Raw genomic sequence first — 12,847 nt, 5'->3', positions numbered from 1 at the left:
TGGCGTTGAGGGGACAACTTCCCCCTCGCCGGCCGCTGCAGCGCGAGTTTTTTGTTGCGCTGCACGGGGTCCGGCCACCATGTTGCGCGACGATGTTGCGTCAATATGAACTGGTCGAGAGGGTCAAAGGCTATGACCCGGATGCCGATGAGGCCCTGATCAACCGCGCCTATGTGTTTTCGGTCGCCAAGCATGGCACGCAAAAGCGCGCCAGTGGCGATCCCTACTTCAGTCATCCGATTGAAGTCGCAGGCATTCTGACCGATCTGTTCCTCGACGATAAGACCATCGTCACAGCCCTGCTGCACGATACGATCGAGGATACGCTCACCACCACCGCGGAAATCGAGCGGCTGTTCGGGCAGGACGTCGCCCGGCTGGTCGATGGCGTGACCAAGCTCAGCAAGATCGAGGCGCAAAGCGAAAGCCAGCGGGCCGCCGAGAATCTGCGCAAGTTTCTGCTCGCCATGTCGGACGATATTCGCGTGCTGCTCGTCAAGCTGGCGGACCGGCTGCACAATATGCGCACGTTGCACTTCATCAAAAATGAGGAGAAGCGCCGCCGCATCGCCCGCGAGACGATGGATATCTACGCGCCGCTCGCCGAGCGCATCGGCATGTACGAGTTCATGCGCGAGATGCAGCTCCTTGCCTTTCAGCAGCTTGAGCCCGATGCTTATGACAGCGTCACCAAGCGCCTTGCCCTGCTCAAGGAAGGCGGCGAGAGCAAGGTCGCCCGCATCTCGACGCAGCTGCAAAATATGCTCACCTCGGCGGGCATGCACGTCACGGTCTCCGGCCGTGAGAAGCATCCTTACTCGATCTGGCGCAAGACGCAGGAGCGTCACATCAGCTTCGAGCAGCTGACGGACATCATGGCATTCCGCGTCGTCACCGACAGCACGGACGATTGCTACCGCGCCCTGGGCCTCATCCATCAGCGCTTCAAGATGGTGCCCGGACGGTTCAAGGATTACATCTCCACGCCCAAGCGCAACGGCTATCAGTCGCTGCACACCACCGTGATCCACGAGGAGAATGCCCGCATCGAGGTGCAAATTCGCTCGGAGCGGATGCATCAGGATAGCGAGTTCGGCCTTGCCGCCCATTGGGCCTACAAGCAGTCCGGCGCGCGACCTGACGGGCAAGCCGGCTGGCTGCGCGATCTCGTCGAAATCCTCGAACAAAGCCACGATGCGGAGGAGTTGCTCGAGCACACCCGCATGGCGATGTATCAGGATCGGATCTTCGCCTTCACCCCCAAGGGAGAGCTGCAACAGCTGCCCAAGGGATCGACGCCCGTCGATTTTGCCTATGCCGTCCACACCACGCTCGGCAACCAGACCGTCGGCGCGAAGATCAATGGGCGCGTCATGCCGCTGCGCACGCAGCTTGAGAATGGCGACCAGGTCGAGATCCTCAAGTCCGATGCGCAGGAGCCGCAGCCCGGCTGGCTCAGCTTCGCGATCACCGGCAAGGCCCGCGCAGCGATCCGCCGGTTCATCCGCCAGAAGCAGCGCACCGAGACGATCGCGCTGGGCGAGAAGCTCTACGAGGAGATCGTGCTGCGCCTGCCGGTGGAAATTGGCGACAAGGCGGAGAAAGCGGCGATCAAGCGGCTCAAACTGGAAGACAAGGCCGCGCTGATGATCGCCATCGCCACCAACCGCATCTCGGACGAGGAGGTGATGAACGCCCTCGTGCCCGGCAGTGCGGAGGACGCACCCGGCGCGGCGCGGCGGCGCAAGAAGCAGGCGCAGGCCGTTTCGATCATTGGCCTGACCCCGGGCATCGCCTTCACCCTTTCAGAATGCTGTCATCCCGTTCCGGGCGACCGCATCGTCGGCCTGCGGCGGCCGGGCGAACCGATCGAGGTGCATACCATCGATTGCCTCGTGCTGGAGACCGGTCAGGATGCCGATTGGGTGGACCTCAGCTGGGACAGCGAAGCCAAGGGCGGCACGGCGCGGCTTTCGGTCATCCTTAAAAACCAGCCCGGCGCTCTGGCGACGGTGGCCAACATCTTCGCAGTCAACAAAGCCAACATCCTCAACCTGCAACTGGTGAACCGCGAAGGCCCGTTCCACACCGATCTCATCGATCTCGAGGTGGAAGATGCGAGCCACGTCGCCCGAATTCTCTCGGCGTTGCGGGCGGTGGACGCCGTGGTGCAGGCGGATCGGATCTAGCTGCGGCGGGCGGCAGCGCCTTGCAAACGATCATCCCGCTTTTCCACGCGCGTTAATCCTTGCTGCAAAACAGTGCCAATGTCGGACAGCGCCCGGAAGGGCCAGGAAACTATCCTTAACGACCTCCCCCCTTTTTGCCGCGGGCTCTACATGCTCGGTCATCAGGAAGCCTCCGTTGGAACGAAGGCAGGCCTGCCAAGGAAACGAGCCGAGAACGCTCAGTCGGGAAGTTCGATATATGCGTAAGATCCTCATCGCGTCGCTGGTGACCTGTGCTGCTTTTGCCGTTCAGCCGGCTCAGGCTGCGCTTGTCAGCTCTGCCGCAAGCTGCTCCGCATCGGACATTGGCCTCACCGCGAGTTCGAGCTTCAGCTGCGTCGGCTTCTACAATGGCAATCTGGCCAGTCAGGCGACCACGGGAGATCAGACGTCCGCGCTGGCCCTGCTCGGTCTGACGCTCCCCAACGCCTTTTCCAGCGCCGTGGAGAAGGTTTCCGGTTCGCCCTGGATCTCGACCACGACCCTGAACTTCGACACGATGATGTACGGCACGACCTATATCGGCGTGCACTTCGGCAACATTCCCAATCCGTCGGGCAAGGGTCAGCCGCTCGCCAACAACATCACCGCATTCTACAAGTTCGATGCTGGCACCGACGGCATCGACCTGCTCAATCTCCAGTTCGCCAGCGGCTCGAACGCGACCATCTACAAGACAGGCGCAGCGCCGGTCCCGGCTCCCGTGCCGGAGCCCGCCACCTGGGCACTGATGGTCGCCGGTCTCGGTCTGGCAGGCATGCTGATGCGCCGCCGCGCCGCGAAGGTTCAGTTCGCCTGATCAACCTGACCGCCAGAATTGCATAAGGACAGGGCGTCGGGTTTCCGGCGCCCTTTCTTTTACCTCAAGGCGCAGGGCGTCCGCAGCGCACCAGACCACTCCCGACCTGGCGCACGGTACAGGCAGGGCGCCCCTCCACCACCGCGCTGCCGGTTCCCACCAGCATCACTTTGGCGGTTCGCTCGGCAAAGGTCTCGGCCGTCGCGGCGCCATCCACCGCAAGATCGAGGTCCACGGCCCGCAGGTCGCTCGCATCGAGCGTGCCGCTGCCGGAGAGACCGATCTGCGCCTTGCGCGCTCGCCCGGACAGGAGCGTGCTGCCCGCCCCGCCTTGCACGAGCTTGAGATCGTCGATCTCGATCCCCCTCACCTCGATGCGACCGCTGCCTACGAGATTCACATCGGCAGCCGCCTTGTTGAGGCCCTTCACGCGCAGCAGACCGGAGCCCACAAGTTGCACCCGGCGCAAGCTCGGTGACGTCAGAGTGAGCCGCGCGGTGCCCCGGGCGCCCTGCGCCCCTGAAGCGCCGGCCACGGGCGCGCGGAGGCGCACCGTCAGCGTGCGCGCAGACACCGTCAGTTGCAGGGCATCCAGCGTGGCACGATCTCCCTCGCCCCGCGCGGACGCCCCGCGCCCGGTTTCAAGGGAGACTTCCAATGGTCCCTCGACACGGATGCTATCAAAGTCGGTCACGATATAGGTGCGGTTCGCTGCATGGGCCGCTGACAGTCCGCCAGCGGTGGCAACGAGCATCAGCAGCCGGATCGCCCGGCGCGCGGCACCTGATGTCATGACGGTCTTCCCCCGAAGCAGTTCATGAGCGCGAGCATAGCAGATGTGTCGCCCCAAGTCGCCAACACGAGGCCCCATCGTGACGAGATGACTATGGACGATGCCCTTGGCGTGGACGCGCCCCAACAAAAAACGGCGCCCACAAGGGGCGCCGTCTCTTGGGCTCTAAGGAAGAAGCCTCGATTACTCGACGCGTTCCTTGGCATATTTCGGGGCAGCCTCGTTGAGGATCTGGAGGATCTTCTTGAGAGCCGTCGCCTCGTCCACCTCTTCCATCGCCGCGAGTTCACGCGCCAGACGGCTGGAGGCGGCTTCGAAGATCTGACGCTCGGAATAGCTCTGCTCGGGCTGATCGTCCGCCCGGAACAGGTCGCGCGTCACTTCCGCGATCGACACCAGATCACCGGAATTGATCTTCGCTTCATATTCCTGTGCGCGGCGCGACCACATCGTCCGCTTCACCTTCGGCTTGCCCTTGAGGGTTTCGAGTGCCTCGCCCAGTGTCTTGTCCGAGGAGAGCTTGCGCATCCCCACGCTTTCGGCCTTGTTCGTCGGGACGCGGAGGGTCATCCGTTCCTTCTCGAAACGCAGCACATAAAGCTCGAGGTCGATCCCGGCGATCTTCTGGCTTTGCAGCTCGATCACCCGGCCGACGCCGTGCTTCGGATAGACAACATAGTCGCCGACATCAAAAGACAGCGCTTTTGCAGCCATTCTTGCGAACCTTTCTTCTATCTGTTTGTATTCTTGGCTGAGTTACGCGGCACGTTGAGAATGCAGATTTGCGAGAATGCAGATGTGCAGGTGCCAGCCACAGGCCATGCGCGAATACTCCTGAGTGACGAGGGGTGTCACTTCCCGGCGGGTTTAACAGATTCGCAACAAAATTACCAGCCTAACCGGAGGTAATCTGATATTTTGCGGCATATCGCACGCCGACACACTATGGATGGCGTGTCGCGCTGGTCAGGAGAGTTCATCTGGCCCAACCGTAGCGGGCTCGCTCCGAACCCGCCCTTAGTCCTTCGCGAGCCAATAGGTCGGCATCGCGAGGGACCACATCCGCCCGCAATTGCAGGCGAATACAGTCAGTTGTGCGTAAGGCTCAGCCGCCTTCGCCCGGCTCGGGCGAGAAATATTTGTCGAACTTGCCGTCCTCACCCTTATGCTCTTCGGCATCCGCAGGGGGTTCGCGCTTGGTCGTGATATTCGGCCACTCGGCGGAATATTTGGTGTTCACCTCAAGCCACTGCTCAAGACCGCTCTCGGTATCGGGCAGGATCGCCTCAGCCGGGCATTCCGGCTCGCACACGCCGCAGTCGATGCACTCGTTGGGATTGATGACGAGCATGTTCTCGCCCTCGTAGAAGCAATCCACCGGGCATACTTCCACGCAGTCCATATATTTGCAGCGAATGCACGCGTCGGTCACGACATAGGTCATGGCTGGCTTTCCTAGCTTGGTTTTCGCTGATCGCGATATGCGCGCGCCGCCACAGGGTCAACAGGCAAGGGCAAGGATTGCGCGTAGCTTAACTTTATCGGGGCATCACCGTCGTATCCGGGTCGGCGCCGGGCGTGATCGCACTGTAGCAAAGCTGGGCCTCGGTGGCCGGGCCGCGCCGCTCCGGCAGATGTTCCACGCGGATCACGCGAATGACATTGCCCTGCGGCAAGGTGAGCAAGTCACCCACACGCACCGGCGCGTGCGCCCGCTCGATCCGGCGGCCATTGATGCGCACGATGCCACGCTCCGCGAGCGCCTGCGCGCTAGAACGACTGGGGGACAGGCGCACGAACCAGAGGAATTTGTCGAGGCGCAAACTCGGGCCATGCCCGGTGGATGCGCCCTCATCCCGCTGCCTCGCCAGAGAGTCAGTCCTCTCGGCCGAACAGGGCGCCAAGACCCGCCAACGCCTTGCCCGTAGCCACGATCGGCCGCTCGCGACCTCCGCCATCACGATCCGGTCGCGGACCACGATCCGGCCGTGGGCCGCGATCGGGACGATTGTCGCGATCGGGGCGCTTGTCCCGTTCACGCCGCGGACCACCCTCGGCTGCCTTGCCGCGCCGATCCGGGCGGTTGCGCGGGCCATCGCCGGCCGCTTGAGACTGGCCATCCTGATCCTGCCGCCCCTGCTGGGCCGGACGACGATTGCCGCCGCGATTGCGCGGCCCCTCGAATTTCGGACGCGGCTTGGGCCGGCCACGGAACTGCCAGTTGGGCGCGCCTTCCGCCGCATCGGGCACCGGGCGGAAACCCGCCTGCCGCATCAGCTCCAGGAAGCTCGCTTCATTCAGGCCAATGGAGACGATCGTCGGATCATCAGCGCCATAGGGCTTGCCGGCAGCAATCGCCTCATGCGCCCCGCGCGCAAGCCGTTCGGCCATATCGATGCGCAGCCAGGCCTCGCCCAGCTTGCGGAACCCCGCAATGCGCGCGCCAATCTCGTCAATCGGCACGACAGGCTTGGCGACCTTGGCAGGTGCGTGCGCCTCGGCAGCTACCGGCGTTTCGGATGCCGGAGCTCCGGCCGCTTCCGGAGCCTCCGCGGACGCTTCGACTTCGGCCTCAACCGGCGCTGCAACGTCGCCGGCTTCCACCGGCTCGCTCGGCGCACTCGCCTTGCGCTCTTCGCCGCCACCGCTCTGCAGCAGCACCGCGCCCGGCGGGGGCAGCGCCACCAGCGGCTTGCCGGATTTCAGCGAGAGCAGCACCATGCGCCATTGCGCCGCCGCCGGCTTCATCAGGCCGGGATGATACAAATCCATAACGCCGATCACCACGCCGGCCTTGCGCAAATGGGTGCGGTCTTCCTTGGCGACCTGCCCGAGCGCTTCATCCAGCGTGTTGCGCGGCACGATGCCGCCCGCGTCCGCCAGTTGCGCGAGCACCGCGCGCACGGTCGCGGGCAGCTCGGCCTCCGTTGAGCCGGCCTCCATCTTCAGCAGCGCCGGAATGTGGCGCTCGAACTGATTCTTGAGCCAGAGAGCCAGCCGATCGCGCACGCCCTGCTGAATTTCCGGGACGAGGCTGGAGAGCCCCGCATCCAGCGTCATTTCAGGCGCGAGCAGACGCTGCCCTGCCTTCAACGTCGCGACCGGGTGCCCGTTCCAGATGATCTGCGCATCACCGCCGGGAGGGCTGGCGAGAGTGAACGCTTTATCGTCCACCGCCAGCAATGCCTGAGCCATCTCGTTCAAATGCGCACCCAGTCTCCGTTCGGCAGCGGCCAGCAGCAGCCGCTTCTCATTCGCTCTCGCCAAGGGATCGACGATGAAGCGGAAGCCCCGCATCGTGCCGATCCTGTGACCATCGACTGTTACATTGCCTGCGCCGTCGACGTCCACTGACAAAAACGCCTTGGCATCACCGCCGCGCCGAAGCAAGGCGGAGGCGCGCCGATCAACGAAACGCTGCTTCAATGCGCCGTGCAACGCATCGGAAAGACGCTCTTCCAGAGCCCGCGCGCGCGCCGCCATCTCCACCGGTTGGGCCAGCCAATCGTCCCGCTGGGCGACATAGGCCCAGATTCGCACCGCACCGATCCGCCCGGCCAGCGCATCGACATCGCCCTGGACATTGTCCAGCCGGGCGAGTTGGGCCGCGAACCAATCCTGCGGAATATGGCCGCTGCCCTGGCTCAGCCACGTCCACAGGCGGTGAATGGTGCGCGCATGATGCTCGATGCCAAGCTTCTGGAAATCCGGCACGGAACAGGCCGCCCAGAGCCGCGCGACCTGCCCCCGGCCCCGCGCCCGTGCCCGCACGTCCGGCAGGTCGGCGAGATATTGCAGCACCGCCAGGTCGATCGCTTCGGGCGCCGCGCGCAACCCCGCGCGCTCCGGACGATCCAGCAGCGCCTCGATCAGCGTGTCGATATCGTCCATCGGCAGGTCCGCTTCCCGCCAGAAGAGTTGCTCGATGGGGTCGAAGCGATGCTCCTCGATCCGCTCCACCTCTTCGGCAGAAAAAGCCGGCTCGCCATCCGCCGCGCCGACATCGCCGAATGTCCCGTCCCGCTGGTGCCGCCCGGCGCGCCCGGCAATCTGCGCCATTTCAGACACGGTCAGGCGGCGCGTCCGCCGTCCGTCGAACTTGCGGAGCGACGCGAAGGCGACGTGATCGACGTTAAGATTGAGCCCCATGCCGATGGCATCGGTGGCGACCAGATAATCGACCTCCCCGGCCTCGAACATCGCGACCTGCGCATTGCGCGTCGCAGGGCTGAGCGCCCCCATGACGATCGCCGCGCCCCCGCGATGCCGGCGCAGCATTTCAGCGACGCGGTACACCTCCTCGACGGAGAAGGCGACGACGGCGCAGCGGCGCGGCAGGCGGGAGAGTTTCTGCGGCCCGCTGTAGCGCAGGGTGGAGAAGCGCGGCCGCGTCACGATTTCCGCCTTGGGTAGCAGCGTGCGCACCAAGGGCGCCATGCTCGCAGAGCCGAGCAGCATTGTCTCCTCGCGCCCACGGGCATTCAGCATCCGGTCGGTGAAGATGTGGCCGCGCTCGGGGTCCGCGGCGAGCTGGATCTCATCCACGGCAACGAACGCGAAATCGGAGAAGGCGCCGAAGCCACCGCGAACCGGCATCGCCTCGGCAGTCGCCAGCACATAACGGGCGCCCGGCGGCGCGATTCGCTCCTCGCCGGTCAGCAGCGCGACCTGATCGGCGCCCTTGATTCGCACCACGCGCTCGTAAACCTCACGCGCCAGCAAGCGGAGCGGAAACCCCATGAGCCCGCTCGAATGGCCGCACATCCGCTCAATCGCCAGATGGGTCTTGCCCGTGTTGGTCGGTCCCAGGACCGCCTTGAGAGCTGCAGGCTCGTAGCTCGACATGATTGGCTGACACATGGAGCGCGGCGTGCCTCACGGCAAGGCTCAATCCAGACGGCACAAGAATTAGGGATGGTTCCGCAACCAGCCGACGATTGCGCACAACTCGCCGCAAGCTACGGGCCGATATTGTGTCTTTATTTGACTTTAACCCCCTGCCTTTACAAACAAAGCGCGACGTTTGGCAGTCGCGACAGCGTGGCAGAAGCCGTCAGGGGCGCATCAATTCGTGTTTCAGAAGATCGAGCTTAGCCCCACGCAGGGCGCCGGCACCGGTACGCTTTGGCTTAACAGCCCGGCGAAGGTGCTCGCACCGCTCCGCTCTGGAGACTGGCGCGAGCGGGTGCAGGACTGGGCGCATCGCGTCGATCTCGCGCCCGATCTTGGCCAGAACATCGGCAGCCGGACCTGGTGGCGCGGCTTCATTACGTGCTTTTCGCTGTGCGGCATCATGGTCATGTCCGCGCCCGGCGTCCTGACCGTCCCCGGCGCACAACCCGCGCCGCTCTCGACCGAGCAGCTGGACCAGTATCGCTCGCAGATGATCAGCGCCTCGGCGCTCGGGGCCGATACAGGCAAGCGCATGGGACCGACCGATCTGGTCGCGCCGCTGCGCGAGACGCCCGAGCGCCCGCAGATCGAACTGGATGCGGCCGTCGGCACTGGTGACAGCTTCGCCCACACCCTCTCGCGCGCAGGCATCAGCAGCAATGATGCCAGCGCGGCGATGGCGCTGATCCGGCAGGCTGTCGATCCTGCCACGATCGCGCCCGGCACCCGCGTGCGCATCGTGCTCGGGCGGCGCGCCAATCGCAATGTCGCACGCCCGCTGGATCATCTGTCCCTCCGCGCGAAGCTCGAGCTGGCTCTGGAAATCACCCGGCAGGATGGCGCGCTGACGCTGCGCCGCATTCCCATCATTGTGGACAACACGCCACTGCGCATTCGCGGCCAGGTGGGTGACAGCCTCTACCGCTCTGCCCGCGCAGCCGGCGCCGATCCGTCGACGATCCAGGCCTATCTCAAGGTGCTGTCGGCGCAGGTCAATGTCGGCAACGGCCTGCGGGCTGGCGATACGTTCGATATCATCGTCGCCCATCGCCGCGCCGCGACCGGTGAAAGCGAGACCGGAGAGCTGCTGTTCGCAGGGCTGCAGCGGCAGCGCGGCAAGGACATCAACCTGCTGCGCTGGACGCAGGCCGGCCGCGCGCAGTGGTTCGAGGCATCCGGCGTCGGTGAGCGCCGCGGTGTTCTCGCCCGTCCGGTGAGCGGGCGACAGAGCTCCGGCTATGGCATGCGCAGGCATCCGATCCTCGGCTATAGCCGGATGCATGCTGGGCTCGACTTCGCCGCCAGCACTGGCACACCTATTTACGCGGTGAGTGACGGCCGGGTGACCTATTCCGGCTGGCACGGCGGCCACGGCAAGTACGTCAAGATCGAGCATGGTGGGAGCCTTGGTTCCGGCTATGGCCATATGAGCCGCATTGCCGTCGCCGCTGGCCAGCGCGTCAAGCGTGGGCAGGTCATCGGTTATGTCGGCTCGACAGGCCTCTCCACGGGGCCGCACCTGCACTACGAGCTCTATCGCAATGGCCGCACGATCAATCCGGCGAGCGTGAAGTTCACGGAGACGGCCCAACTGGCCGGCGCCGAACTACGCGCCTTCAAGGGCCGCCTTGCCGAACTCAAGCGCCTGCGCGCCGGCCTTCCTGAGCCTGCGAAGACGGAGCCGACGGAAATGGCAGCGAGCAATGCCTCAAGCGCTGCTGCGTCCGCTCAGTCGGCAGGCGGCGGGTCCAGCCGCACGCGATAAGCGCGATCCGCTCGGTCGCGAGCGACGCCGTTCCTCTCGGATGCCACGTCTTCGGCGCGCCTGACGCGCCCCGCCATGCTGCCGCGTCAAAATTCGCACGAAGCGAACTCCGAACGACATTTCGCTTGCGCAGCATTTTTTCACTCGTTACGTTATATCATATGAAAAGCAATTTCTGTCCGCGCCTCGCGCATACCGCCGCCCTCTCCGCCCTTCTCTCCAGCGCCGCGCTGCTCGCAGCCCCGGCTCTGGCGCAGCGCCAGCCGCCGCCGGATACCGGCGAAGCGCATGGCCATGACGATCGGCCGGAGAACATCGTCGTCACCGCGATCATCCCCCGCTCGCATATCGATGTGCTGGGCGGCACATCCGTCCTCACCGGCGAGGAGCTGGCCCGCGACATCCGCCCGAGCCTGGGCGAAACGCTGGCCCGGCAGCCGGGCGTTTCTTCCACATCCTTCGGTCCTGGCGCCTCTCGCCCGATCCTGCGCGGCTTCTCGGGCGACCGCATCCGCCTGCTCACCGATGGGATCGGCAGCTTCGACGCGTCCGCCACCTCGGTGGACCATGCCGTCGCAATCAATCCGCTGCTCGCCGACCGGATCGAGGTGCTCCACGGCCCTGCAGCGTTGCTCTATGGTTCGTCCGCGGTCGGCGGCGTCGTCAATGTCATCGACACGCGCATTCCCACACATCTGCCCGAAGGCGGCTTCGATCTGGCCGCTACCGGCACATTCGGCAGCGCCGCCCGCGAGAAATCGCTCGCCGGCAAGACCGATATTGCATTGGGCGGCGGCTTCGTCTTCCATGCCGATGGCAGCTGGATCGAAACCGGCGATCTGCGCAGCGGCGGCTATGTGCTGGGCACCGAGCCGCGCGCCGAAGCGCTGGAAAGCGACGAAGCCGACATTCGCGACCTCGCCGGGCTGCGCGGGCGCATCCCCAATTCCGCCATCGAAGGCTGGAGCTATACCGGCGGCCTCAACTACATCGATTCCGGCGGGTCCCTCGGCTTCTCGGTCGGCCGCTCGCAATTCACCTATGGCCTGCCGATCCGCTACGTGACGCACGAGGATCATGAGGACGAAGGCGCGATCGAGGGCGAAGAAGGCGAGCACGAGCACGGCGCCGAGGAAGTCAAAATCCAGATGAAGCAGACCCGTGCCGATCTGCGCGCGCAAGTGAATGTCGGCGGCGGATTGCTCGACCAGATCCGCCTGCGCGCCGGCTGGGCCGATTACGAACATGCCGAAATGTCGCTTGACGGGCAGGACATCCACACCCGCTTCTTCACGCAAGGCCTCGAAACTCGGCTCGATCTCGTTCAGGCGCGGCGGGGCGGATGGGAAGGCGCGATCGGTGGCCAGATGCTGCTGCGCAAGAGCCACATCGAAGGCGAGGAGAAGTTCCTGCCGGCCATCGACAGCGAGACCTGGGGTCTGTTCACGCTGCAGGCGCTCGATCTCGGCAAGGTGCGGCTGGAGGCCGGCGCGCGGTTCGAGCACAACCGCATCGAGGCGGCGCAGGACAGCGACCTTGGCTCGCCGGACTATCGCCGCAACTTCGACACGGTGTCGGGATCGCTGGGCGCCAGCTATGCCATCGCGACCGACTGGCGGGTCGGCGTCAACCTCTCCCGGGTCGAGCGCGCACCCACGGCAGACGAACTCTTCGCGCGCGGCAACCATGCCGGCACGCAGGCTTTTGAGCTTGGCAACCCGAATTTCGGCACCGAGCGCGGCTGGGGCGTCGAGGGTACGCTGCACGGGCGGGGCCAGGACTTCCACCTCACCGTCTCGGGCTTCTACAACAAGTTCGATCGGTTCATTTACGATTCCATCGTCGATGACAGCGCCTGTCTCGCGGCCAGCGGCGCGACCTCGCTCGAATTCCCCTGCTTTGCCTATCTGCAATCCGGCGCGGAATATTATGGCGCGGAGATCCAGGCGGATTGGACGGCAGCGACATTCGGTCGCACCGAACTGCGCCTGGATGGTCTGGCCGACTTCACGCGCGCAACGCTCGACAGCGGCGAGCCTGTCCCGCGCATCCCGCCGCTGCGGCTGCTTGGCGGTGCCACGCTCGATGCCGGCGAATGGTCTGTGCGCGGCGAGATCGAACATGCCTTCAAGCAGGACCGGGTGAGCGCGCGCGAGACCGTTACGCCCGCCTACACCTTCGTCAACGCCGGGCTGACCTGGAAGCCCGCCATCGCGAACCAGCGGGTCTCCTTCTCCCTGCAAGCCAACAACATCTTCGATGTCGAGGCGTGGCGCCATGCCAGCCTGCTCAAGGATTACGCCCCGCTCGCCGGGCGCGACATACGCCTCACGGTCTCCCTCGCCCTGTGAGTGCCGGGCGGGGCGCCC

9 protein-coding genes are annotated in these 12,847 nt (G+C 65.1%); 4 read left to right on the top strand and 5 right to left on the bottom strand.

Annotation, left to right across the window (positions count from 1 at the left end):
* Positions 1-92 precede the first annotated feature (92 nt).
* Both M2339_RS01800 and M2339_RS01795 read left to right on the top strand, forming a co-directional pair.
* Positions 93-2,189 carry a RelA/SpoT family protein gene (locus M2339_RS01800; RefSeq protein WP_181560397.1) on the top strand — a complete coding sequence of 699 codons (2,097 nt, stop codon included), beginning with the start codon at positions 93-95 and terminating at the stop codon, positions 2,187-2,189.
* Between the two features lie 238 nt (positions 2,190-2,427).
* The gene (locus tag M2339_RS01795; RefSeq protein ID WP_264573413.1) at positions 2,428-3,027 is read left to right on the top strand and encodes a PEPxxWA-CTERM sorting domain-containing protein; all 600 of its coding nucleotides are present in this window, start codon (positions 2,428-2,430) and stop codon (positions 3,025-3,027) included.
* Positions 3,028-3,091: 64 nt separating this feature from the next.
* Here M2339_RS01795 and M2339_RS01790 read toward each other — a convergent pair whose 3' ends face one another.
* The 5 genes from M2339_RS01790 to M2339_RS01770 all read right to left on the bottom strand — a co-directional run bounded on the left by M2339_RS01790 (position 3,092) and on the right by M2339_RS01770 (position 8,665).
* On the bottom strand, positions 3,092-3,820 hold the full coding sequence (locus M2339_RS01790; protein WP_264587696.1) for a DUF2807 domain-containing protein: 729 nt from the start codon (positions 3,818-3,820) through the stop codon (positions 3,092-3,094).
* Between the two features lie 183 nt (positions 3,821-4,003).
* Positions 4,004-4,534: a CarD family transcriptional regulator gene (locus M2339_RS01785; RefSeq protein WP_181560400.1), complete on the bottom strand. Its 531-nt coding sequence runs from the start codon at positions 4,532-4,534 to the stop codon at positions 4,004-4,006.
* Positions 4,535-4,925: 391 nt separating this feature from the next.
* On the bottom strand, positions 4,926-5,264 hold the full coding sequence (gene fdxA / locus M2339_RS01780) for a ferredoxin FdxA (RefSeq protein ID WP_181560401.1): 339 nt from the start codon (positions 5,262-5,264) through the stop codon (positions 4,926-4,928).
* A 94-nt stretch (positions 5,265-5,358) separates the two neighbouring features.
* Positions 5,359-5,643, bottom strand: coding sequence for an RNA-binding S4 domain-containing protein (locus M2339_RS01775; protein WP_264587697.1), 285 nt, complete (start codon positions 5,641-5,643; stop codon positions 5,359-5,361).
* Between the two features lie 52 nt (positions 5,644-5,695).
* Positions 5,696-8,665, bottom strand: coding sequence for a helicase-related protein (locus M2339_RS01770; protein WP_264587698.1), 2,970 nt, complete (start codon positions 8,663-8,665; stop codon positions 5,696-5,698).
* Positions 8,666-8,891: 226 nt separating this feature from the next.
* On the opposite strand from M2339_RS01770, the gene M2339_RS01765 reads away from it, so the two are divergent.
* The gene (locus M2339_RS01765) at positions 8,892-10,478 is read left to right on the top strand and encodes a M23 family metallopeptidase (RefSeq protein ID WP_264585591.1); all 1,587 of its coding nucleotides are present in this window, start codon (positions 8,892-8,894) and stop codon (positions 10,476-10,478) included.
* A 161-nt stretch (positions 10,479-10,639) separates the two neighbouring features.
* Positions 10,640-12,829 (top strand): TonB-dependent receptor, encoded by a 2,190-nt coding sequence (locus tag M2339_RS01760; protein WP_264587699.1) that lies wholly within the window; start codon positions 10,640-10,642, stop codon positions 12,827-12,829.
* Positions 12,830-12,847 lie beyond the last annotated feature (18 nt).

This window comes from Sphingobium sp. B2D3C, assembly GCF_025961835.1.
GTDB lineage: Bacteria > Pseudomonadota > Alphaproteobacteria > Sphingomonadales > Sphingomonadaceae > Sphingobium.
The sequence above is the reverse complement of the archived record's forward strand: the minus strand, read 5'-3'. Positions and strand labels throughout refer to the sequence as shown.